Source organism: Nocardia sp. NPDC057455, from assembly GCF_042802775.1.
Lineage (GTDB): Bacteria > Actinomycetota > Actinomycetes > Mycobacteriales > Mycobacteriaceae > Nocardia.
In genome coordinates this window covers 85,994-107,504 of record NZ_JBHVDM010000005.1, presented here as the reverse complement: position 1 = coordinate 107,504, position 21,511 = coordinate 85,994, and the positions used below count along the sequence as shown (strand labels likewise).

21 protein-coding genes are annotated in these 21,511 nt (G+C 68.9%); 14 read left to right on the top strand and 7 right to left on the bottom strand.

Annotated elements, in window-relative coordinates:
• Positions 1 to 7: 7 nt before the first annotated feature.
• A complete protein-coding gene (locus ACFU5M_RS03610; RefSeq protein ID WP_379043091.1) occupies positions 8 to 763 on the bottom strand; it encodes a glucose 1-dehydrogenase in 756 nt (251 codons plus the stop codon).
• 218 nt (positions 764 to 981) lie between these two features.
• Here ACFU5M_RS03610 and ACFU5M_RS03605 point away from each other — a divergent pair, with 218 nt between their 5' ends.
• From ACFU5M_RS03605 to ACFU5M_RS03590, 4 genes are read left to right on the top strand one after another with little or no spacing between them, the layout of a single operon-like run.
• Positions 982 to 2,109: an LLM class flavin-dependent oxidoreductase gene (locus ACFU5M_RS03605; protein WP_379043088.1), complete on the top strand. Its 1,128-nt coding sequence runs from the start codon at positions 982 to 984 to the stop codon at positions 2,107 to 2,109.
• Positions 2,110 to 2,144: 35 nt separating this feature from the next.
• Positions 2,145 to 2,903 (top strand): glucose 1-dehydrogenase, encoded by a 759-nt coding sequence (locus ACFU5M_RS03600; RefSeq protein WP_379043085.1) that lies wholly within the window; start codon positions 2,145 to 2,147, stop codon positions 2,901 to 2,903.
• A 17-nt stretch (positions 2,904 to 2,920) separates the two neighbouring features.
• Positions 2,921 to 3,901 (top strand): alpha/beta hydrolase, encoded by a 981-nt coding sequence (locus tag ACFU5M_RS03595; RefSeq protein WP_379043082.1) that lies wholly within the window; start codon positions 2,921 to 2,923, stop codon positions 3,899 to 3,901.
• The gene (locus ACFU5M_RS03590) at positions 3,901 to 4,248 is read left to right on the top strand and encodes a VOC family protein (RefSeq protein WP_379043079.1); all 348 of its coding nucleotides are present in this window, start codon (positions 3,901 to 3,903) and stop codon (positions 4,246 to 4,248) included. The genes ACFU5M_RS03595 and ACFU5M_RS03590 overlap by 1 nt, the downstream gene beginning before the upstream one ends.
• 65 nt (positions 4,249 to 4,313) lie before the next feature.
• On the opposite strand, the gene ACFU5M_RS03585 is transcribed toward ACFU5M_RS03590, so the two are convergent.
• From ACFU5M_RS03585 to ACFU5M_RS03575, 3 genes are all read right to left on the bottom strand, one after another.
• Positions 4,314 to 5,864, bottom strand: a complete 1,551-nt coding sequence (locus ACFU5M_RS03585) for a flavin-containing monooxygenase (RefSeq protein WP_379043176.1) — start codon at positions 5,862 to 5,864, stop codon at positions 4,314 to 4,316.
• A gap of 755 nt (positions 5,865 to 6,619) precedes the next feature.
• Positions 6,620 to 7,144 carry a hypothetical protein gene (locus tag ACFU5M_RS03580; protein WP_379043075.1) on the bottom strand — a complete coding sequence of 175 codons (525 nt, stop codon included), beginning with the start codon at positions 7,142 to 7,144 and terminating at the stop codon, positions 6,620 to 6,622.
• A gap of 51 nt (positions 7,145 to 7,195) precedes the next feature.
• Positions 7,196 to 7,837 carry a TetR/AcrR family transcriptional regulator gene (locus ACFU5M_RS03575; protein WP_379043072.1) on the bottom strand — a complete coding sequence of 214 codons (642 nt, stop codon included), beginning with the start codon at positions 7,835 to 7,837 and terminating at the stop codon, positions 7,196 to 7,198.
• A gap of 96 nt (positions 7,838 to 7,933) precedes the next feature.
• On the opposite strand from ACFU5M_RS03575, the gene ACFU5M_RS03570 reads away from it, so the two are divergent.
• The 6 genes from ACFU5M_RS03570 to fadD11 all read left to right on the top strand — a co-directional run bounded on the left by ACFU5M_RS03570 (position 7,934) and on the right by fadD11 (position 15,748).
• On the top strand, positions 7,934 to 8,827 hold the full coding sequence (locus ACFU5M_RS03570) for a metal-dependent hydrolase (protein ID WP_379043069.1): 894 nt from the start codon (positions 7,934 to 7,936) through the stop codon (positions 8,825 to 8,827).
• A complete protein-coding gene (locus ACFU5M_RS03565; protein ID WP_379043066.1) occupies positions 8,824 to 9,876 on the top strand; it encodes a PDR/VanB family oxidoreductase in 1,053 nt (350 codons plus the stop codon). The genes ACFU5M_RS03570 and ACFU5M_RS03565 overlap by 4 nt, the downstream gene beginning before the upstream one ends.
• 59 nt (positions 9,877 to 9,935) lie before the next feature.
• Entirely contained in the window at positions 9,936 to 11,438 is a 1,503-nt protein-coding gene (locus tag ACFU5M_RS03560) for an aldehyde dehydrogenase family protein (protein ID WP_379043063.1), read from the top strand.
• Positions 11,435 to 12,901: a flavin-containing monooxygenase gene (locus ACFU5M_RS03555; protein WP_379043060.1), complete on the top strand. Its 1,467-nt coding sequence runs from the start codon at positions 11,435 to 11,437 to the stop codon at positions 12,899 to 12,901. The genes ACFU5M_RS03560 and ACFU5M_RS03555 overlap by 4 nt, the downstream gene beginning before the upstream one ends.
• Positions 12,898 to 13,776, top strand: a complete 879-nt coding sequence (locus ACFU5M_RS03550) for an SDR family oxidoreductase (RefSeq protein WP_379043057.1) — start codon at positions 12,898 to 12,900, stop codon at positions 13,774 to 13,776. The genes ACFU5M_RS03555 and ACFU5M_RS03550 overlap by 4 nt, the downstream gene beginning before the upstream one ends.
• Positions 13,777 to 13,906: 130 nt before the next feature.
• Positions 13,907 to 15,748: a fatty acid--CoA ligase FadD11 gene (gene fadD11 / locus ACFU5M_RS03545; protein ID WP_379043054.1), complete on the top strand. Its 1,842-nt coding sequence runs from the start codon at positions 13,907 to 13,909 to the stop codon at positions 15,746 to 15,748.
• A 14-nt stretch (positions 15,749 to 15,762) separates the two neighbouring features.
• On the opposite strand, the gene ACFU5M_RS03540 is transcribed toward fadD11, so the two are convergent.
• Together ACFU5M_RS03540 and ACFU5M_RS03535 are read right to left on the bottom strand one after the other, a co-directional pair.
• Entirely contained in the window at positions 15,763 to 16,335 is a 573-nt protein-coding gene (locus ACFU5M_RS03540) for a GNAT family N-acetyltransferase (RefSeq protein ID WP_379043051.1), read from the bottom strand.
• A 265-nt stretch (positions 16,336 to 16,600) separates the two neighbouring features.
• Positions 16,601 to 16,906 carry a hypothetical protein gene (locus ACFU5M_RS03535; protein ID WP_379043048.1) on the bottom strand — a complete coding sequence of 102 codons (306 nt, stop codon included), beginning with the start codon at positions 16,904 to 16,906 and terminating at the stop codon, positions 16,601 to 16,603.
• Positions 16,907 to 17,066: 160 nt separating this feature from the next.
• Here ACFU5M_RS03535 and ACFU5M_RS03530 point away from each other — a divergent pair, with 160 nt between their 5' ends.
• The 4 genes from ACFU5M_RS03530 (at position 17,067) to ACFU5M_RS03515 (ending at position 20,110) form a co-directional block, all read left to right on the top strand.
• Positions 17,067 to 17,978 (top strand): TIGR04222 domain-containing membrane protein, encoded by a 912-nt coding sequence (locus ACFU5M_RS03530; protein WP_379043045.1) that lies wholly within the window; start codon positions 17,067 to 17,069, stop codon positions 17,976 to 17,978.
• A complete protein-coding gene (locus tag ACFU5M_RS03525) occupies positions 17,971 to 18,843 on the top strand; it encodes a DUF692 domain-containing protein (protein WP_379043042.1) in 873 nt (290 codons plus the stop codon). The genes ACFU5M_RS03530 and ACFU5M_RS03525 overlap by 8 nt, the downstream gene beginning before the upstream one ends.
• Positions 18,840 to 19,205 (top strand): hypothetical protein, encoded by a 366-nt coding sequence (locus tag ACFU5M_RS03520; RefSeq protein WP_379043039.1) that lies wholly within the window; start codon positions 18,840 to 18,842, stop codon positions 19,203 to 19,205. The genes ACFU5M_RS03525 and ACFU5M_RS03520 overlap by 4 nt, the downstream gene beginning before the upstream one ends.
• Before the next feature lie 404 nt (positions 19,206 to 19,609).
• Complete coding sequence (locus ACFU5M_RS03515; RefSeq protein WP_379043036.1) at positions 19,610 to 20,110, top strand: metallophosphoesterase family protein; 501 nt, start codon at positions 19,610 to 19,612, stop codon at positions 20,108 to 20,110.
• A 272-nt stretch (positions 20,111 to 20,382) separates the two neighbouring features.
• On the opposite strand, the gene ACFU5M_RS03510 is transcribed toward ACFU5M_RS03515, so the two are convergent.
• Positions 20,383 to 21,501 carry a mechanosensitive ion channel family protein gene (locus ACFU5M_RS03510; protein ID WP_379043033.1) on the bottom strand — a complete coding sequence of 373 codons (1,119 nt, stop codon included), beginning with the start codon at positions 21,499 to 21,501 and terminating at the stop codon, positions 20,383 to 20,385.
• Between the last annotated feature and the right edge of the window lie 10 nt (positions 21,502 to 21,511).

The following is a 21,511-nucleotide window of genomic DNA, read 5'->3' as shown; positions in this document are numbered from 1 at the left end:
GCTTCCGTCAGTAGCCGCAACCGGTCAGCATGCCGCCGTCGACGACGAATTCGCCTCCGGTGCAGTAACCGGCGGCGTCCGAGGCAAGGAACACCGCCACGTGGGAGACCTCGACGGGCTGCCCCCAGCGCGGGATCGGCAGGCTCGCGAAGAAGCCGTCGCCGTCGACGCCGGAGGCTCCGGACACCGCCGCGGTCATGGGCGTGGCGATACCACCCGGGTGCAGCGAGTTGACCCGGATGCCCAAATGCCCCAGCTCGCGAGCGGCCGACTTGGTGATACCGCGGATGGCGAACTTGCTCGCGCTGTAGGCGGACAGGCCGGCCGCGCCGACGAACCCTTCCACCGAGGAGACGTTCACGACCGATCCGCCTCCGGTCTCGGCCAGCGCCGGTGCGGCGGTCTTGATGCCGAGCCAGGTGCCGGTCACGTTGACGTTCATGATCGTCGTGAAGTCCGCCAGGGCCATCTCGGCGATCGGGACGAACCGCAGGATGCCCGCGTTGTTGACCACCACGTCCAACCGTCCGTAGCGGGTGACCGCTTCGGACACCGCGGCGGACCAATCGGCTTCACTGGTCACGTCGTGGTGCACGTATCGCGCGGCGGCACCCAGTTCCGCGGCCAGCGCGGATCCCTCGTGGTCGAGCACGTCGCCGAACACCACACGCGCGCCTTCGGCCACGAACTGCCGCACGTGCTCGGCGCCCATTCCGCGCGCCCCTCCGGTGACCAGCGCCACCTTCCCGTCGAGTTGTCCCACCGATTTCCGTCCTCTCCGACCCGTCGCTTGCTCACCGACGCTAAGTCGCCCATCGGGGGCGCGGCACCGGACGGTCCCGGCCACCGGGACTAGGTCCTGACCTGAGAAGTTGCACCGGCCATATTTCGATTAGGCATACAGCTTCCGGCTGCCCCGCACCGGACGAGCCACCCCGACGAACCGGACACGCCCGATCGGGCGATCGATAAGGAGACCGGATGAAATTCTCGATGATCTTCGAAGCCCAGATGGCCGACCCGTCGCGCGAGCACGAGCACCAGGTGCTGCGCGATTGTGTCGAGCAGGCGGTGCTCGCCGACCGGATGGGGTTCGACACAGTCTGGGCGGTCGAACACCACGGACTGAAGTGGTACGCGCACATGAGCGCCCCGGAGGTCTTCCTGACCTGGGTGGCCGCCAAGACCGAGCGAATCCGGATCGGGCACGGCGTGGTGTGCATGCCGTTCAATTTCAACCACCCCGTGCGGGCGGCCGAACGCGCCGCGATGCTCGACGTGCTCTCCGGCGGCCGGCTCGATCTCGGTGCGGGCCGCGGCGCCACGCCGGTGGAGACCTCCATGTGCGGTGTCGACCCCGAGCGCACCTACCAGGAGGTCGAGGAGTCGCTGCGGATGATCGGCAAGGCGTGGCAGGATCCGGAAGCCGAATTCGAGTACAACGGCGAGCTTTTGCAGGTCTCGCCGCATTCCCTGCTGCCGCGGCCGGAGCAGTTGCCCCATCCGCCGCTGTTCATGGCCTGCACCAAGAAGGACACGCTGAAGATGGCCGCCGATTACGGAATCGGCGCGCTGGTGCTGGGTTTCGCGGGCGTGGAGGAGATCGCGGAACTGCGGCGCACCTACGACGAGGCGATTGCCGCGCGCACGGGTGAGCGTTTCGTGTCGACCGTGGTGAACGATCATTTCGCGGCGCTGTGCCCGACCATCGTTCTCGACGACCGGGAGAAGGCCCAGCAGATCGGCGCCCGCGGGCAGCGCTTCTTCGCGCAATCCATCAAGCACTACTACGGCGCGGGCCCGGCGCCCGACGAGGCCGTCGACCCTCATGCGGACGAGGTCGCCGCGATCAAGCAGGCCGCCGACGACCACGTGGCCTACCTGCACGAGGCCAAGATTCCGGTGAAGACCGGCGCCACCTCGGTCTTCAATGTCGAGCACGCCTACGGCAGCCCCGAGGACGCCATCGCTTACGTCGAGCGTCTGCAGGCCGCGGGCGCGGACGAGATCCTCTGCCTGATCCAGATGGGCACCGTGCCGCAGGAGGCCTGCCTGGAGACCATCCGGCACTGGGGCGAAAAGGTCATTCCCCATTTCCGCGCCAACTGATCCCGGCGATCGCCGACGACATCGAGGAGTTCGACATGGTTGACCTGAGCGGGAAGGTCGCCCTGATCACCGGCGCGGCCCGGGGGCAGGGCGCCGCCGAGGCACGGCTGTTCGTGCAGCGCGGCGCCCGCGTGGTGATCACCGACGTTCTGGAAGAGGAAGGCACGCGGCTGGCTGAATCACTGGGTGCCGCAGCACGTTTCGTGCGGCACGACGTCGGCCGCGACGAAGACTGGGAAGTGGCCGTGGCCGAGACGGTTTCGGCGTTCGGCAAGCTGGACGTCCTGGTGAACAACGCCGCCGTCTACACCGCGAAGCCGCTGACCGAGACAGCGCCGGAGGAATTCGAGCGCATTCTGCGGGTGAATCTGATCGGCGCGTTCCGCGGCATCCGGGCAGCGGTCGGGCCGATGACACGGGCGGGCGGCGGCTCGATCGTCAACATCTCCTCGCAAGCGGGCCTGGAAGGGTTGATGGGTCACGCCGCCTACGGCTCCTCGAAATGGGGCCTGCGCGGCCTGACCAAGACCGCCGCGCTCGAGCTGGGCCCGGCCGGAATCCGGGTCAACTCGGTGCACCCCGGGCCGATCGCGACGCCGATGGTCCCGTACCTGACCACCGGACCGGGCAGCTTCCCGTCCTTGCCGCTGCAACGCACCGGCGTGCCGGAAGAGGTCGCCGAACTGGTCACGTTCCTGGCCTCCGACGCCTCGGCCTATATCACCGGCGCCGAGGTCACCATCGATGGCGGCTTGGCGGCGGGCAAGTTCCTGCCGCCGGACGCCCAGCAGTAGCCGAAGGAGCGAGCCGGATGCCGCTGACACCCGAAGCGCAGATGATCGTCGATGCCGCAAGCGCCGCGTTTCCCGCGTTGGGCACCGACGTGCTCCACGCCACCGAGGCGCGGCGGCTGCTCGCCGCGCGTGCCGCGCCCGCCGTCGAGCCGATCCCCGTCGCGGAGGTGCGGGAGCGGCGGGTCCCCGGTCCACCAGGCGCACCCGAGGTCAGGGTCCGGATCTATCGGCCCGAAAGCGCCGTGGCAGCGGCCCCGACGGTGGTCTTCTGCCATGGTGGTGGGTTCGTGCTCTGCAGCCTCGACAGCCACGATCGGTTCTGCCGGGCCATGGCCGTCGGGGCGGAGGCGATCGTGGTGTCGGTGGACTACCGGCAGGCGCCCGAACACCGGTTCCCCGCGGCGGCCGAGGACGCGTACGCGGCGCTGTGCTGGGTCGCCGACCATGCCGCATCGCTGGGCGGCGATCCCGCCCGCCTCGTCGTGGCCGGGGACAGCGCGGGCGGCAACCTCGCCGCCGTGACGGCGTTGCTGGCACGGGATCGTGGCGGCCCCGAGATCGCCCGGCAGTTGCTGCTATACCCCATGCTCGACCCGGCCTGCGCCACCGAGTCCTACCGGCAGAACGCCGACGGCTATTTCACCACCGCCGCGCACCTGCGCTGGTATTGGCGGCAGTACCTGGGGTCGCACGACGGTGCCGGCCCGTACGCCAACCCGCTCGACGCCGACCTGTCCGGACTCCCGGCCGCGCACATCGTCACCGCCGAATTCGACCCACTGCGCGACGAGGGCGAAGACTACGGGCAGCGACTGCGACAAGCGGGCGTCGCGGCCGAGATCCAGCGATACGACGGCATGTTCCATGGCTTCATGAGCATGGCCGACCACTTGCCCGAGGCGGTACGGGCGAATACCGCCGCCTACGCGGCCGTTCGCACCGCGTCCGCCGAGCGCCGCCCCACACGAGCCCGCACCCGCGCTGTTACGGAGCACTGATGACGATCCAGCGAATCGGCCCCGCCTACCCCACCGACGACTTGCCCGCCACCGTGGCACTGCTGACCGCCGTCTTCGGCGCCGGGCCCACCCTCGTCGACGGCGACCGCTGGGCCCAGTTCGACAGCAACGGCGTCCGCGTCGTGCTCGCGGGCACCGACCGCGACGACGACACGTCGTTCCTCGCGATCAAGGTGGACGACCTGGATCTCGCGCTGAACCGGCTGCGCACCAGAGGTTTCGAGGTGGCGCAGCCGGTTACCGGACCGCACGAACGCCGCGCCGTCATACGGCCGACACCCGATTCTGTCTGGCACATCGCGCTTTACGAACCGATCACTCCGTAGCCGTGACGCGACCGAGCCGACGCGTGCGCCGAAGTAGCGGCGCGAGCGCGACTCGGCCGAGCCCGCTATTCGGCGCGCACCGTCGGTTCCTCGGACTGCACCGGCGGCGCGGATTTCTTCGTCCGTTTCCCGCGTTTCGGATGCTTCCGGTCCGGCGTCGCCGGATCGGATGGGACGAAGCGGAACGATTCGGACGGCGGTCGCCGCAATGCGCGGTCGAAAGTACGGGCCGAGGCCGGCCATGGGTTGGTGACGCGCCCGCTGTCGTGCTTGTACCAACTCGTGCCCACGGCGGGCCACACCGTCTTCGCGACAGCCCGCTCGATCCACTGCTGGTGTGTCCGCATCGCGGACGCTCGCACTTCGATCGTGGACGCGCCGATCCGGTCACGCCAGCGCAGGCAACGAACGATGTAGTCGATCTGGCATTCCTTCATCGCCGGGTTACTTCCCGCGGGATTGAAGCTGTTCGGCCCGGCGATCAGGAAGGCGTTCGGAAACCCGGGAACCGCCACGCCCAGGAGCGCTGTCGCGCCCGAGCGCCATTGCTCGTGCAGGCATTCTCCCCCGCGTCCGCGCACGGTGATCGGAACCAGGAATTCCGGGGCGCGGAAGCCGGTGGCGTAGATGATCACGTCGGCCCGATGGTGCGCGCCGTCGGCGGTGAGCAGTCCGTCGCAGGTGATCCGGGTGATGGGGGCGGTGATCAGCTCGACGTTCTCCCGGGTCAAGGTCGAGTAGTAGTCGCTGTCGAAGATGATGCGCTTGCCCCCCAGCGGATAGTCGGGTGTGAGCTTCGCGCGCAATTGCGGGTCCTCGATCCGGCTGCGCAGATACCGTCGGGCAGCCCACTCGGCTGGACGCGCCGACCAACCCCGGCGCATGATCGGCGCGAGCACGACGTCGGCACCGTAGTACAGGGCTCGGCGGTAGAGGCGGTGGGCGCCGGGCAGCCGCAGCCCCGCGCGGGAGAGCGGTCCGAAATCGGCGGCCGGTTTGGGCAGTACCCAGTGCGGCGTGCGCTGGAAGACGCGGACGCGGCGGGCGGTCGCGGCCAAGGTCGGCAGCATCTGAGCCGCGCTCGAGCCCGTGCCGATCACGGCCACCTCCACCCCGCGTAGGTCCTGGCGGTGGTCCCACCGCGCGGAATGAAAGGAGGGCCCGGCGAATTCCGCCCGCCCGGCGATATCGGGAACGTTCGGCCGGTGCAGCTGTCCCACGGCGAAGATCACCACGTCGGCGAATACACGCTGCCCGTCGGAGGTGGTCAGTTCCCACCTGCCCTCGTCTTCCAGATAGGTGGCCTCGTCGACCGCGGTCCCCAATCTCAAATGCGGTGCCAAGCCGTGGTCGGCGGCGACTTGGCGCAGATATTCCAGGATCTCCGCTTGGCGCGGAAACCGGGTGCGCCGACTGCGGTAGGGGGCGAACGAGAACGAGTACAGGTGGGACGGCACATCACAGGAGCACCCTGGATAGGTGTTGTCCCGCCAGACCCCGCCCACGTCATCGCCCCGGTCGAAGATCACGAAATCGGTGATCCCGGCCCGCCGCAACCCGACTCCCATCCCGATGCCGCCGAACCCCGCACCGACGACGGCCACCTCACAGGTCATCGCGTTCACCACCCCTCCTCCTTCACAGCGCATAGTCAACATTGAGCTACCTGAACTCTTCGTTGGCTGAAGCTCTGTGGATGGCAAGATCGTCGAGCCGCGTACCGAGTCGGCGGTATCAAGCCAGAAGTGCGCGGCCCCATGGTAAAACGCTTCGTGACGCGGTCAGCGGGACGATGTCCGGCGACCCGTCCGCAGCCGCTCGGCTACCCACGGCGCGACGTTCGCCTCCCCCTGCATAAGCAGAACAGCACACTTTTCGCTATTCGGCAGGAGCGGGTAGATGCGCATCGTTCCAGGCCGGAGGAGGTATCGGCATCACAACGGATCGCGAACGATGCTCCCGGCCCCGGCTACCCACGCCATACCGGAACGCTCCGCCGCAGAGGGCGCGATCGCGAGTACGGGTTCGTCGGGGCGCTCAGCAACGGCACATCACAGGACGCGGTCGGAGTGATGGATCCCACCCCGGCCGAGTCCGAAATACGCTGAACCACACCGACAAGACGAAACCGTGACCGACCGGGGACTCGGGCTGGGCGCACGGTGGCGACGCCGCGGGTGCGCAGAAGAAGCCGGCTCCACCCTCGGCGGCCCGAGCAGCGCCGGGTACGCTTTTCGCGTACCCGTGGCCCGGAGTGGGAGAGGCGCAACGGAATTCACTGGCTCACAATCGGGTCCGGAACGGCTGGTCGAAGGTGTGCCGCCGGGAGTGCAGACCGTCCGAACCCGGTCCGACAGCCCCGATCCGGTCCTCACGCCGTGGTGCGAGCGGTCAGGTCGTCGAGCAGAATCATGAGCTCCCCTTCCCGCTTCACCACCTCGCCGAGCCGGATCGTCAAAGCGACGAGGTCGCCGTCGTCCACCGGGTCGGCCGGTTCGTGTTCGAGACGCTGCCATTCTCCGGCCGCGGAGACGCTGCCCAGAATAAAATCGCGCTCGCCTTGTCCGGCGCTGTGCAGTCGCGCGGACACCCGGATCGACGCGTGCGGCGAACGCACCCACAGGCGCAGGGCCGTCAGTCGTCCGGCGATCGAGAACGCCTGCCCGGGCCTGGCCACGAGGTCGACCTCGAGATCGTCGGTCGCCGACCGGATCAGCAGCACGAGCGCCCGATGGTCGGCACCGGCGACACCGTCGGCGTACACGCCGGGCCGCTTGCTCGGCGCGCCTTCGGCGAACGTCGTGAGATGCGTCCGGTCCGCACCGGCCCCGCCGATCTCCCACTTGTCCTTGCTCTCGAAGTCGTCCAGGAGCACCTCGACCGAAGCGTCCGACATCCCCGCCGTCCCTTCCCGCGCGCCGGACATCTTTCCGGCCCCGCCCAAACCCTACAAGTCACCGAATGTGGTTGCCGGGCAGCCTGCTACCACCGGCACCAGGTACGTGCGCGCGAAATCGCCCAGCTGCTCGTCGGTTCGCAGTTCGGTGAGTCCGTGCGGCGCGAGGATCAGCGAGTGGACGATCCGGCACACGATCTCCGCACGAGTGGTCAGATCCGGTGCGGGCAAGAGGATCCCCCGCTCGACGGCGCGCTGTAGCGCGGCGTCGGTGGTGTGCACGGACATCGCGAACGGGCCCGCGCCCTCGACGGTGAGTTTCAGGACCACGCGCGCCGGTTCCAGCGCCAGCATGCGTTCGACCAGTGGATTCGTACGCCAGCGGGTGATGACGGTGACGAAGATGTCGGCGACGAGATCGCCCAGGTCGTCGTGGCGGTCGGCGATCTCGGTGATCTCGGCGAGCACCGCGGCCACCTCGCGGCTGATCACGGCTTGCACCAGGTCGTCGCGACCGCCGACGTGGCGATAGACCGTCACCCGGTCCACGCCCGCCTTTCGCGCCACTTCCTCGATCGTCGTCTTCTTGACACCGACTTGCTCGAAGAGCACCAGGGCCGCGTCCAAGATCCGGGTGACCGGAGTACCGGCGACGTTCTCGCTGCTCGCGGTGGCTTTCGACGCGGTGGGCATAAGGCAACGCTAGCAAGAACGCACCCTCCTGCAACATCCAGACCGCATTGTTGCTGCAACATTGCAATACGATTTGTAGCTATGTATGGTCGGGTCATGGCTGAGCAGGCAGGCGCGACGCAGCGCCGGTATCGAGACGAAGCGCATGCCATCCATGCGCGCGACGTCCATTTCGATTTCGATTCGGTGCCCATGCACTACGTGCCGGGCGAGGCGTTGGCCACCCACATCGTCAATGTGATGCACCTGGTTCTGCCCGAAGGTGAACGAGCCATGGCACAGGCGTTGACCGAGGCCCTCCCCCACATCGACGACGAGCGGCTGCGGGAGGAGGTGACGGGGTTCATCGGTCAGGAGACCATGCACGCGAACAGTCATGAGGCCGCGCGCAGGCATCTGCAATCCATCGGCCTGGATGTCGACTCGTACGTCAACAAGATCGCCTGGCTCGTCGATCGCATCCTCGGTGACCACGGCCTGACCGGGCGCGCCCGGGAGGAGTGGCTCAAGGAACGGCTCGGCCTGTTCGCGGGCATGGAGCACTACACCGCGGTACTCGGGGAATGGCTGCTCAACGCCGACATCCTCGAAGCGAAGGGCATGCACCCGGCGATGCTGGACCTGGTCCGGTGGCACGGCGCCGAAGAGGTGGAGCATCGCAGCGTCGTCTACGACGCGTTCATGCATCTCGACGGCAGCTACGCGCGCAAGGCCCGCACGGCGATCCTGGCCGGCGCCACGTTGCTGCCGCTGTTCATCGTCTCGACCGCCTACCTGTACCGGAAGGACCCGTCGCCGCGGAAGGGCCGGTTCTGGGCGCTCCAGTTCTGGAGCGCGACCCGGCGCGGAGTCATCCCGAAGTGGACGGTCTTCTTCACCGAGATGCCGCGATACCTGCGGCCGGGCTTCCACCCGTCCCAACTGGGGCCGATGGACACCGCCCTGCGCTACCTGGCGCACTCGCCTGCCGCGCGGGCGGCGCACCGATGAGCGGATCGTCTGCCGTGACCGACCGCCCCGCGCCAGCGGGACTGCGTCTGATCGGCGATGTCATGGACATCTATCGGAAGGTGTTCGTCACCGGACGCGCCGCGCCGCTCCTGTCGCGCCCGAACATGGTGCACGGCACGGGATTCGACATCGACACCACGATCGCCGCGATCGATCGCGCGGCCGCCGACGTGGTGAGCTTGACGCTGCGCGCCGCCGATGGCGGTCCGCTGCCCGCATGGCGGCCGGGCGCTCACGTGGACGTCTTCCTGCCGTCGGGACGCCGGCGCCAGTACTCCTTGTGCGGCGATCCGAGCGACCGGTTCCGGTATCGCATCGCGGTGCGGCTCATCCCGGAAGGCGGGGGCGGATCCCGCGAAATCCACCGATCGCTGCGAGTCGGCGACCGTCTGCGGATTCGGGGGCCACGCAACGCGTTCACCCTCGTCGACGCACCGTCGTATCTGTTCCTGGCCGGTGGCATCGGCATCACGCCGATCATGCCGATGGTCGAGGCCGCGGGTGCCCGTGGACGCCTGGTGTATGTGGGCCGCTCGCGCGCGACCATGCCGTTCCTCGCCGACCTACCCGATGCCGAGATCAGGCCGGACGACGAATTCGGCCCACCGGATGTCGCCGCCCTGCTGTCGCGCGCCGAACCCGGCGCCGCGGTGTACGTGTGCGGGCCGCCGCCGATGCTGGAGGCGGCGCAGCGGTGCATGTTCGAGCTCAACCCGACCGGCTCGCTGCACACCGAACGGTTCTCCGCGCTCCCGGTCGCCGACGGCGCGGAATTCGACCTCACCCTGGCCCGCACCGGCACCACCGTCCGGGTCGCGGCCGACGAGACGGCGCTCACGGCGATTCACCGCGCGTTGCCGGACACCCCCTACTCCTGCCGCCAAGGTTTCTGCGGCACCTGCAAGGTCGCGGTCGTCTCCGGCGCCGTCGACCACCGTGACCGCTTGCTCACCGCGGCCGAACGCGAGAACCGGATGCTGGTCTGCGTCTCGCGCGCCGCGGGCGAACACCTCGTGGTCGACCTCTGAGACCGTCGTACGAAAGGGACAGCGTTGTCTATCCGTTGCCGATCCGGCGAGACGACCCGATGAGCGTCTCGACCGAGGACCCCGCACAGTCCGCGGTCTCGACCTTCGACGTGCACGACCCTGCCACCGGCGCGGTGGTCGGCACCTACCCGGTCCACGACCGCCATGCCGTCGATGCCGCCGTCGCCACCGCCCACCGCGCCGCGGCCTGGTGGCGCGGCCTCGGCTTCGCTCGGCGCGCTCGGTACCTGGATGCATGGCGCGCCGAGATCGCCTCGGGCCGTGCGGAACTGGCCGAGGTGATCCACCGGGAGATGGGCAAGCCGATCTCCGACGCCAAGCTCGAGATCGCCATGGCGCTCGAACACTTGCGGTGGGCGGCGCGCAACGCCGAGAAGGTCCTCGGGCGCCGTGGCGTGCCGTCGAGCCTGCTGACGTTCAACCAGGCGGCCACGGTCGAATACCGTCCCCTCGGGGTGGTCGGCGTCATCGGCCCGTGGAACTACCCGGTGTTCACTCCGCTCGGTTCCATCTCCTTCGCGTTGGCCGCCGGGAACGCCGTGGTGTTCAAACCCAGCGAGTACACCCCGGGCGTCGGACTGTGGCTCGCGGAGACGTTCGCCCGCACCGCCCCCGCCGAGCCGGTGCTGCAGGTGATCACCGGCCTCGGCGACACCGGGAACGCGCTGTGCCGCAGCGATGTCGGCAAGATCGGGTTCACCGGTTCCACCGCCACCGGCAAGCTGGTGATGGCGGCGTGCGCGGAGAATCTCACGCCGGTGCTGATGGAGTGCGGCGGCAAGGACGCATTGATCGTGGACGCCGATGCCGACCTGATCGCCGCCGCCGACGCGGCGGTGTGGGGCGGGTTGTCCAACGCGGGGCAGACCTGCCTGGCCGTGGAGCGCGTGTACGTCCATGCCGACGTCTACGCGGAGTTCCTCGCCGAGCTGGTGGCGGCAGCGGCCGAGATCGAGGCAGGCGGGGAGGGGTCGAAGATCGGACCCATCACCATGCCCAAACAGCTCTCGATCATCCGCCACCACATCGAGGACGCCATCGCGCGCGGCGCCCGGGCCGTGCTCGGCGGCCCGGACGCGATCGATCGCCAGTTCGTCCAGCCGACCATCCTGGTCGACGTCCCGGAGGACGCGGCAGCGGTGACGGAAGAAACGTTCGGTCCCACGCTGACGGTCACCAAGGTCCGGGACATGGACGAGGCCGTCGAACTGGTCAACCGCGGCGCGTACGGGCTGGGCGGCACCGTCTTCGCCCGCCGCCGCGGACGTGAGATCGCCGACCGCATCCGTGCGGGCGGCATTTCGATCAACGCGTTCGTCGCGCACGCCACCATCCCGGCTCTGCCGCTCGGCGGTGTGGGCGCTTCGGGCTTCGGCCGGGTCCACGGCCCGGACGGCTTGCGGGAATTCACCTACGCCAAAGCCACCACGCGCCTGCGCTTCCCGTCCCCGCTGCCGCTCACCTCGTTCCGGCGCGACCGTCGCGCGGACACGATCGCCGACCTCCTCGTCGGAATCCTGCACGGAAGGAAGCACCAGTGACATCCGACCCGATCGAGCACATACCCGTAGCGATCGTCGGCGCGGGACTGGGCGGCATCGGCCTGGCGATCAAGCTGCGCGAGGCCGGATTCGACGACCTGGTCATCCTCGAACGAGCCGACGATCTCGGCGGCACGTGGCGCGCCAACACCTATCCCGGTTGTGCCTGTGATGTGCCGTCCCACCTCTACAGCTACTCCTTCGCGCCCAATCCCGACTGGTCGCGCACCTACGGGCGGCAGGGCGAGATCCTCGACTACATCCGCGCGGTGGCCGTCGAACACGATGTCGTGCGGCACATCAGGTTCGGCGCCGAACTGCTGGATGCCCGGTGGGATGAGGGGCAATCGCTCTGGCGGATCGAGACCTCGCGCGGAACGCTCACCGCGAACTTCCTGCTCTCCGCCACCGGGCTCTTCGCGGAGGCGAAGTATCCGCAGTTGCCCGGTATCGAGTCGTTCGCGGGCACGTCATTCCACTCCCTGCACTGGGATCACGACCACGATCTCACCGGCGAGCGGGTCGCGGTGATCGGCACCGGCGCCTCGGCGGTGCAGTTCGTCCCGGAGATCCAGCCGAAGGTGGCTCAGCTGCTGCTGTTCCAGCGATCGGCCCCCTGGATCGTCCCGCGCATGGACCGCCGCACCCGCGACCTGGAACGGCGGCTGCTCCGGCGTATTCCGCTGGCGCAACGCGCGATCCGCGGCGGGTTCTACGCGGCGATCGAGACGTTCGGGCTCATCTCGCTGGTCGATCAACGCTTCCGGCACCCCTACGAAGCACTCGGCCGGTTGCAGCTGCTGCGTCAGGTGCGCGATCGGGATCTGCGCGAGAAGCTCACACCCGACTACGTCATCGGGTGCAAACGCGCCATCTTCTCCGACACCTACCTACCGGCACTCGACCAGCCGAACGTCGACGTCGTCACCCAGCCCATCGCCGAGATCCGGCCGCACTCGATCCTGCTGCGCGACGGCAGCGAGCACCCGGTGGACACCATCATCTTCGGCACCGGCTTCACCTCGATCCCGACCGCCTACGAACGCTACGCCGGACGCGACGGGCAGACACTCGCACAGCTCTACCGCCGGCGACCGCAGAGCTACCTCGGTGTGGCGGTGGCCGGGTTCCCCAACTTCTTCTGCACGCTCGGCCCCTTCGGCGCCGCAGGCAACCAGTCCGCGATCTACATGATCGAATCCCAGATCGCGTATATCGTCGACGCCTTGCGCAACGCACGGTCCTCCGGCGCGCGGCGTGTCGAGGTGCGCCCGGCGGCGCAGGCGGCTTTCGTCGCGGAGATGGCGCGCCGTAGTTCGTCGACGGTATGGCTGACCGGCGGATGCCAGAGCTACTACCAGACGCCGGACGGGCTCAATGCCGGTCTGTATCCGAACTGGAGTTTCGAATACCGGCAACGCACCAGCCGGTTCGACGCCGGAGCCTACGAGGTGAGCCGATGATCCACGACATCTTCTCGATCGGCCGAGGGCGCCGCGGCTGTTCGGTCCAGGGCCGGGTCGCACTCATCACGGGCGCGGGCCGCGGTATCGGGCGCGAATTGGCGGAGGTACTGCACCGCAGGCGGGCTTCGGTCGTCCTCGTCGACGTCGAGCAGGACGCGGTCGACGCCGCAGCCGCGGCGCTGGGCGAGCGCGCCCTGGCCATCACCGCCGACGTCACCGACCGCTCGGCGATGCGCGCAGCGATCGAGCAGGCCACCGACCATTTCGGCCGCTTGGACGTGGTGGTGGCGAACGCCGGCGTGGTACCTCGCCCGGCGACGGTGCGCACGCTCGACGGGCGGGACTTCGATCGCGTCATGGACATCAACCTCACCGGTGTGTTCAACACGGTGCGCCCCGCGCTCGACCACATCGTCACCGCGGGCGGTCACGTCGTCGTGGTGTCGTCGTGCGCGGCGTTCGCCCCCGGCATGGCGGGAGCCCCGTACATGATCAGCAAAGCGGCGGTCGAACAACTCGGGCGGGCACTGCGCGTGGAACTGGCGCCCTTCGGCGCTTCGGCCGGCATCGCCTACTTCGGCATCGTGGACACCCGGATGACGCACGACACCCTCGATCACGACGAGCTCGGCCGGGAACTGGACGATCTGCTGCCGTGGCCGTTGAACGTGCGGATCTCCGCCGCGCAGGCGGCCCGTACCATCGCCGACGGAATCGAGCGGCGTGCGGCGCGCACCATCGCACCGGCGGGCTGGGAGCCCTACGCACTGCTGCGCGGGGCGGTCAACGTCGTACTCGACAGCGCACTCGCACGCGACACCCGCGTACACGACCTACTGCGCAGGGTCGAAGCCCGCGCGATCCCGTCGTAACGACCGAGCCCGTGTCATCTCGCACGCGGTCGCCGTACTCCGGTCACGGCGGCTCGCGGCCTTCCATCTCGGCGCCGCTCGGCATGATCCGGCCGCAGCCCGCGTCACTCCACCCGAAGGAATTCAACCCGTGAGCACCCGACGCTTCGACACACTCCCCGCGGCCTTCCAGCACAACGCGACCGTCGATCCCGACGCGGTCGCACTCCGCATCCCCGGGGACGCCGCCACCCTCACTTGGCGTGAGTACGCGGCGCAGGTCCGGCGAGTCGCCGCCGGACTGTCGGCGCTGGGAGTGCGGCGCGGCGACACCGTGGCCTCGATGATGTCCAATCGCATCGATTTCTACCCCCTGGAAGTCGGGGCTCAGCATCTCGGCGCCACCAGTTTCTCGGTGTACAACACCGCCGCACCGGAGCAGATCGCGTACGTGCTCGGCAATGCCGGTGCGCGACTGGTGATGTGCGAGCCTCGGTATGTCGAGCTGATCCGCGCGAGCGGAGTGGAACTCGACCACATCATCTGCGTCGACGACGCACCCGAGGGCACCTTGCCGGTCGCCGGCGTGATCGCCGCGGGCGAAGAGAACTTCGACTTCGACGCCGCTTGGCGCGCGGTCCGGCCGGATGACATCGCCACGCTGATCTATACGTCGGGGACCACCGGGAACCCCAAGGGGGTAGAGACGACGCACGCGAACCTGATGTTCGAGTGCTACGCCGTCGATCAGGTGCTGGGAATCCGCTTCGGCGACACGATCACGTCCTATATGCCGACCGCGCACATCGCGGACCGGCTGACCGCGCTCTACTTCCAGGAGGTCTTCGGCACCCAGGTGACCTGTGTCGCCGACCCCACCGGGATCGGTGCCGCGTTGGCCGACCTGCACCCCACGATCTGGGGTGCCGTGCCTCGCGTATGGGAAAAGCTGAAGGCGGCAATCGAATTCGCCGTCGCCAACGAACCGGCCGAGGACCGCCGGGCCGCACTGCACTGGGCCTTGGCGGTCGCCGCCCGCCGCAGTGCGCACCAATCGAGCGGGGAGCCGGTCCCGGAAGCGGTCGCCGCCGAGTGGGCACGCGCCGACCGGCTCGTCCTGTCCGGGCTGCGCGCGAAACTAGGTCTCGACCGGGTTCGCTGGGCGATATCCGGCGCGGCGCCCATCCCAGCCGAAACGCTCGGCTTCTTCGCCGGACTCGGGATCCCGATCGCCGAGATCTGGGGCATGTCCGAACTCACCTGCATCTGCAGCGTCAGCCATCCCGGGGAAGCCAGACTGGGCACCGTGGGCAAGCTGCTGCCGGGCATGCGGGCCAGGCTCGCCGACGACGGCGAACTGCACGTGCGCGGACCGCTGGTGATGAAGGGGTATCGCGGAGAGCCCGGCAAAACCGCCGAGGCTGTCGACTCCGAGGGCTGGCTGAGTACGGGCGATGTGATCACCATCGATGATGACGGCTACCTCCGGGTCGTGGACCGCAAGAAGGAGTTGATCATCAACTCCGCCGGGAAGAACATGTCTCCCACCAACATCGAGAACGCGATCAAAGCGGCGACACCGCTGATCGGGGCCATCGCCGTGATCGGCGACGGCCGCCCGTACAACACGGCGCTGGTCGTACTCGACGCCGAATCCGCCGGACCGTACGCCGCGCGCAACCATCTGCCCGATCCGTCGGCGGCGGCCTTGTCGGCCGACGCCGGTGTCATCGAGCGGATCGCCGCGGGTATCGCCGCGGGCAACGCTCGACTCTCGCGGGTGGAGCAGGTCAAGCGGTTCCGCCTCTTGCCCACCTTCTGGGAGGCAGGCGGCGACGAAGTCACCCTCACCATGAAACTCAAGCGGCGAGTGATCGCCGAGAAGTACGCCACCGAAATCGCCGAACTCTACGACGCCGACCGCGGCGCCGCTGTCCACGAACCGAGCGCACCTGTCGCCACCGCGACGGATTCAGCGCTGACAAGGAGTTGAGACCGGGTGGGTGATCACCGCTGCATGACCCAGTACATCCCACGCCCGGACTCCGCGGGCGCGCGTCTCTCGCGTGGCTCGATTCGATCCAGCCGGTAGCCGAGCCGCCGGGCGACCGCGGCACTGCGCACATTGGCCTCGTCGCAATGGATCTCGGCACGGTCGACACCGGGTAGTGCCAGCACGATACGGGTCAAGGCGGCCGCGCTGCGGGTGATCACCCCCTTGCCGGAGTGCGCGGTGTGACACCAGTAGCCGATCTCCACGGCTCCGGAACCGAGTCGGTCGTGCAGACCGATCGCGCCGAGCACGTTGCCATCGGCGTCGAAGATGCCGAAGTTGAAGCTTCCGGCGGCGCTGGGCCAGCTCTCGTCCGTTTCCCGGCTGAACGCACGTTGACCGTCGAGTGTCGCCGGTTCGGCGAGCCAGTCCATCCAGGGGTGGATCTCGTCGAACGACGCGTTGATCGCCTCGAGTCGCGGCAGCAGATCCGCCGGCAGCCAGCGCCGCAACAGCAGATCTCCGACTTCGATTCGTTGCGGTGGCCCCACACCTGGTGCGAGTGCGTAGCGCGGTTCGATGTCCATGCCGATATATGGTGCTCATTCGGCGCACGGCCGGGCAAACCAATATTTCGAGTGCGGCCGAGTCGTCTACCGAGTATCCGCGCTGGTCAACTGCGCGCTGAGCGGCCGGAGACGCCGATCTTCGCGGCCTTGCCCGGGCATCACGCGATCGAGCCGCGGTTTCGGCGGGTGGACGACCGATCGTTTCGGCACATCTCCGAAACATGCCCTCGCAGAGGCGCCCAGCGGCAGCCCGTCGACTGTCCGCCCTGCCCGCCGATGCGCTTCAGGCACCGCGGAGGCGGACCTCGGCGTCCAACTCGGCGGCGGCCGTGGCCAGTGCCGCGGCGTCCGGATCGGCTCCCAGCCGGTCGGCCAGGTCGGCTCGCGAGAGGATGAGCATTCCGCGCGGTTCGGACCCGCAACCGCGTTCGATCCTGATCTGTCCCTCTTCCAGGACCAGGCGCGCGTCCGGTTCGTCGCCGGCCAGTAGCCGGCGCAAGTCGTCGGGCGTGACTCGGCCGGAACCTTGTGCGCTGCTCGGCGTCGTGTCTGCTGTCTGCGCCGGTCGGCTCGTGTTATCGGCATCCATGGTGACCGATTGCCCTGGCGATCCCATGGGAAACCGGCCGGCCACAGGTGTGACCAGCGGGCGAGTCTCGGCCACATCTGCGGACCGCGGCGATTCGGCATGGCGTGCCGACCCCCGCGGCCCGATACTGAGTGCAGTTGGACCGATTCCGAGGTGGATGATGAATGTAATCGGGGTGGGCTCGGACGGCCTTGTCGCAGCCGGTGATACCTGGGGGATCTCCGGGCCGCAGTTCTTGGCCATCTACTTGCCGCTGGTGCTGGTGGCGGTGATCGCCGGGATCTGGCTGCGGTCACGGGTCACCGGCGCCGATCCGGACGCCGACGCGGTCACCGTGCCGGGCGCGGAGTTGACCTCGCCCGAGGTGGGGCTGCTGTTCGGCGACCAGAACGCCGCATTGGCGGCAATGGCGCGGCTGCGGGCGCTCGAGGCGATCGACTCGGCGGCCGCGCCGGTTCGCGCCCTCACGGCGCAGGAGCGTGGACAGCTGGATCCGTTCACCGTGTCGGTGTACGACCGGCTTGCCACAGGTCAGCGCAAGAGCGTCAATGCGATTGTGGGCGGATCACCCGCCGCCCTCGAGGCGCTGCGCGCCAGGATGGTGGATCTCGGGTACTTCCCCGGTCCCGGCATGCGGCACGGTCTGCGCGACGCGGGTATGCCGATCCTGGTCACCGGCGCGCTCGGCCTGGTGCGGGTCATCGCGGGCGCTTCGCACGGAAACCCGGTGGGTGTTCTGGTGGTGCTGGTGATCGCGCAGGCGTTCGGCTACTGGCTGGTGGTACGCAAGCCTCGGCTGACCGCGCTCGGTGTCCGTGCCCGGGACGCCGCGACCGAGCGCAATCGGCATCTCGGGCCGAGCTATTCACCGTCCTACGCGACCTATGGCGCCGAGAGCGCGGCGCTCGCGGCCGCCGTTTTCGGTATCGGCGCGCTGATCGCGCTGGATCCCGGCCTTGCCCAGGCAGTCGTGCCGCCGAGTGCGTCGAGCGGCGGCGGGGGTGGGGACAGCGGTGGCGGAGACGGGGGCGGCTGCGGCGGGGGCGGGGGCTGCGGCGGTTGCGGTGGATGAGCCCGGGCCGCTGCCGCCGGGGGCGCTCGGTATCGGCTGGCGGCCCGAGATCTGCGGGCTCATAGCCGCCTTGCCGGGGCTCGGGTTCTGCGAGGTCATCGCCGAGTCGCTGCCCCCGGATCGTCAGCGCGCCGGGCAGCTCGCCGTGCCCGAGGAGCTGGCCGCACTGCGCGCTCGAGGCGTCGCCGTGGTGCCGCACGGCATTTCGCTGTCGCTCGGCGGTGCCGAGCCGGTGGCAGGCCACCGCGTCGAGCACTTGGCGGCCTGTGCGGCTGCCGTCGCCGCTCCGCTGGTGAGTGAGCACATCGCTTTCGTCCGGGCGGGCGGTCTGGAAGCCGGCCATCTTCTGCCGGTACCGCGTACCCGGGAAGCGCTCGACGCCCTCACCGGCAACATCACCCGCACCCGCGCGGCACTGGATGTTCCCCTCGCCGTGGAGAACATCGCCACGCTGTTCGACTGGCCCGACGACGAGTACACCGAAGCGGAATTCCTGGCCGAACTCGTCGACCGGACCGGTGTGTCGCTGCTGCTGGATCTCGCCAATGTCTACGCGAACGCCCGCAACCGGGGTCGCGACCCCCTCACCGAGCTCCTGCGCCTGCCCGCCGAACACGTGGCCTACTGCCACGTCGCGGGCGGTCACGAATCCGGCGGCCGCTACCACGACACCCACACCGACCCGCTGCCCCCCGAGGTACTCGCACTGGTCGCGGAATTCACCGCCCGGCATCCGGCGCCGATGATGCTGGAGCGCGACGGCAACTATCCGCCCGCGCCCGAGTTGCTCGCCGAGCTGGACGCCATCGCCGCCGCCGCCGGCCGCCGGCCGATCACAAGCGGCGCCAGGGCGGTACCCGCATGAGTTCCCCGTCCGGCCGGGCGCGGGCAACGGACCGCCCGACATTGGCCGAGCGGCAAGCGGCGCTGGTGCGGGCACTCGTCGCGGGGGGCGCGGTGCCCGCGGGATTCGATGCGGACGCCGTCGGCGCGGCAGCGGACGCATTGCTCTCCAAGCGGGCCGAGGAGGTGGCGCGTCGCTTTCCGCTGCTGGTGCACGCGTGTGACGGCGACTTCACCGCACGCTTCACCGCCTGGGCTCGCGCGCACCCGAAGACGACGACCTCCGCTGACGCGGCCGCCTTCGCGGCTGCCGCGGGTATCGACTGGCGCGCCGCGCCTCGACCCCGGGAAAGGCCGCGCTGGTCGCGCCGCCTCCGCAGCTGAACGCCCGACGCCTACGACCGGCGCGCTTCGACAGGCACTACGGCCTCGCCGGCGTCGCGACGCTCCTCGAGCCACACGCTGACCGCCACCGTCGCATACGCAGCGACAGTCGCCATCCCCGGCAGCATGAGCATCAGCACGAGAAACGAAAGCATCGAAGACACAAGCCCTCCCGGACAACGCGATGGAAACTGTCGCACCGGTGCGCCGCGCTGCGTCACCGTCACGCCCGGCATACCCACACTCGGACGTCCAATCTCGCCGGGACCGCCGAGTAGATGTGATAGATATCACTCGGAGAACGCGTCACCCGACCCGCGGATCGACCGGGATAATGCGCCGCCGATGAAACCGCTCGTACGCGAGTCGGCTGATCCGATTCCCGGCGTGGTACACCGGTCATCATGCGGTTGCTCATCATCTCCGATACGCACGTGCCCAAGCGCGCGCGGGATCTGCCGGAGACGCTCTGGCGCGAGGTCGAGGCGGCGGACGTGATCGTGCACGCGGGCGATTGGGTAGAAGTGGCCCTGCTGGATCGGCTCGAAGCGCGCAGCGCACGCCTCATCGGCGTCTACGGCAACAATGACGGGCCGGAATTGCGCGCACGGTTGCCCGAGATCGCCCATGCCGAAGTCGGGGGACTTCGGCTGGCGGTGGTGCACGAGACCGGCCCCGCGAAGGGCCGGGAAGCACGCTGCGCCCGAGACTTTCCCGACACCGATGTGCTCGTCTTCGGGCACAGCCACATCCCCTGGGACAGCGTCACCGGCACCGGGCTGCGCTTGCTCAATCCCGGCTCGCCGACGGATCGGCACAGGCAACCCGAGCACACCTACCTCACGGCACGAATACTGTCCGGTCGATTGGGCCAGGTGATTCTGCATACCCTTCCGCAGCACTGACCCGCAGCGCGGCCCCCTCGATCACTCCAGACTGTGCGGCAACCCGCTACCGGCGACCGCCGCACCCGCCGCCAACGCTTGGTGGCGGTCAGCACTTCCAGGGTGACGGGTTCGGCGAAGCATCCGTCCGAGTCGATCGCGAGCAACGCCTCGGTGACCGCTTGTTCGAAGGCGGACCGCCGGTCACCGAGCAGCCGGTGTAGCGGCAACGAGGTCGAGTACAGGTAATCGATCGCCTGCTGCGGCGGTCTTATGTGGAGCTGTCCGACGGGTCAGTCACCGAAACCGTCGCCGCGGTCGCCCGCCAGCGCCAAGTGGCGGTCACCGGTGGCGGAGTCGGTGATCGCGGTGGAGATCTTCGGCAGGGCGTGAGGGTGGTTGCGACCGAGCCAGTCCAGCATTTCCTCGCGGACCGCGCAGCGCAGGTTCCACACGTCGTCGGCATCGGCCGCCGACATCGTCGCGCGCACCACGATATTCGTCGGCGTGCTGTCGGTGACCTGCAAACTCCAGTCGCGACCGTCCCAGTCCGCGCGGGTGCGCAGATACTCCTGCAGATGCTCACGCAGCAGCGGCACCGGTGTGCTGTGATCGAGGTACAAGTAGACCGTGCCGGTGATCTGCGGCCCGCCGCGCGACCAGTTCTCGTACGGCTTGTTGTTGAAGTAGGAGACCGGCATGGTCAGCCTCCGGTCGTCCCAGATCCGCACGGTGAGAAAAGCGAGGGTGATCTCCTCGACGATGCCCCACTCCCCCTCGACGACGACGGTGTCCCCGATCTTGACCGAGTCGCCGAAGGCGATCTGCAATCCGGCGATCAGGTTGCTCAAGGTCGACTGCGCGGCGACACCGGCGATGATGCCGATCACCCCCGCCGAGGCCAGCAGTGAGGTGCCCAGCGTCCGCAGACTCGGCACCAGCAGCAGGATCGTCACGGCGGCGGTGGTGACCACCAGAACCGAGGTGACGATCCGGCGTACCAAGCCGAGTTGGGTACGCAGTTGCCGCACCCGCGTGATGTCCTGGGTACGCCGCGCATAGGAACGCAGCAGGTTCTCCGCGACCGCGTCGGCGGCACGGATGACGACCCAGGCCGCCGCAATGATCGCCCCGGCGGCCAGGACGGTCCGGATCATCGTGTCCTGGCGCAGATCGAGGTGTGCCAGCGGGTAGGTGGCGTGCAACGCCACCGCGCCGAACAACACCTGCACCGGCAGTTGCACCCGGCGCAACAGTGTGGGTAGTTGGGTATCCGGACGTCTGCCTGCGATGTAACGCAACAATCGGTCGATCAGCAGCCCGGCCGTCACGGTCAGCGCGACCGTGCCGAACACGACGATGAGCGGCCGTAGTACTTCCTCCAACAGAACGAACTCCTTCTCCTCGTCCACCCGATACCGT

Coding starts and splice junctions, on each gene's coding strand:
- ACFU5M_RS03590 (WP_379043079.1), top strand. CDS start 3,901: ATGACGATCCAGCGAATCGGCCCCGCCTACCCCACCGACGACTTGCCC.
- ACFU5M_RS03575 (WP_379043072.1), bottom strand. CDS start 7,837: ATGCCCACCGCGTCGAAAGCCACCGCGAGCAGCGAGAACGTCGCCGGT.
- ACFU5M_RS03560 (WP_379043063.1), top strand. CDS start 9,936: ATGAGCGTCTCGACCGAGGACCCCGCACAGTCCGCGGTCTCGACCTTC.
- ACFU5M_RS03535 (WP_379043048.1), bottom strand. CDS start 16,906: ATGGATGCCGATAACACGAGCCGACCGGCGCAGACAGCAGACACGACG.
- ACFU5M_RS03515 (WP_379043036.1), top strand. CDS start 19,610: ATGCGGTTGCTCATCATCTCCGATACGCACGTGCCCAAGCGCGCGCGG.
- ACFU5M_RS03600 (WP_379043085.1), top strand. CDS start 2,145: ATGGTTGACCTGAGCGGGAAGGTCGCCCTGATCACCGGCGCGGCCCGG.
- ACFU5M_RS03550 (WP_379043057.1), top strand. CDS start 12,898: ATGATCCACGACATCTTCTCGATCGGCCGAGGGCGCCGCGGCTGTTCG.
- ACFU5M_RS03540 (WP_379043051.1), bottom strand. CDS start 16,335: ATGGACATCGAACCGCGCTACGCACTCGCACCAGGTGTGGGGCCACCG.
- ACFU5M_RS03570 (WP_379043069.1), top strand. CDS start 7,934: ATGGCTGAGCAGGCAGGCGCGACGCAGCGCCGGTATCGAGACGAAGCG.
- ACFU5M_RS03565 (WP_379043066.1), top strand. CDS start 8,824: ATGAGCGGATCGTCTGCCGTGACCGACCGCCCCGCGCCAGCGGGACTG.
- ACFU5M_RS03585 (WP_379043176.1), bottom strand. CDS start 5,864: ATGACCTGTGAGGTGGCCGTCGTCGGTGCGGGGTTCGGCGGCATCGGG.
- ACFU5M_RS03530 (WP_379043045.1), top strand. CDS start 17,067: ATGAATGTAATCGGGGTGGGCTCGGACGGCCTTGTCGCAGCCGGTGAT.
- ACFU5M_RS03520 (WP_379043039.1), top strand. CDS start 18,840: ATGAGTTCCCCGTCCGGCCGGGCGCGGGCAACGGACCGCCCGACATTG.
- ACFU5M_RS03605 (WP_379043088.1), top strand. CDS start 982: ATGAAATTCTCGATGATCTTCGAAGCCCAGATGGCCGACCCGTCGCGC.
- ACFU5M_RS03580 (WP_379043075.1), bottom strand. CDS start 7,144: ATGTCGGACGCTTCGGTCGAGGTGCTCCTGGACGACTTCGAGAGCAAG.
- ACFU5M_RS03595 (WP_379043082.1), top strand. CDS start 2,921: ATGCCGCTGACACCCGAAGCGCAGATGATCGTCGATGCCGCAAGCGCC.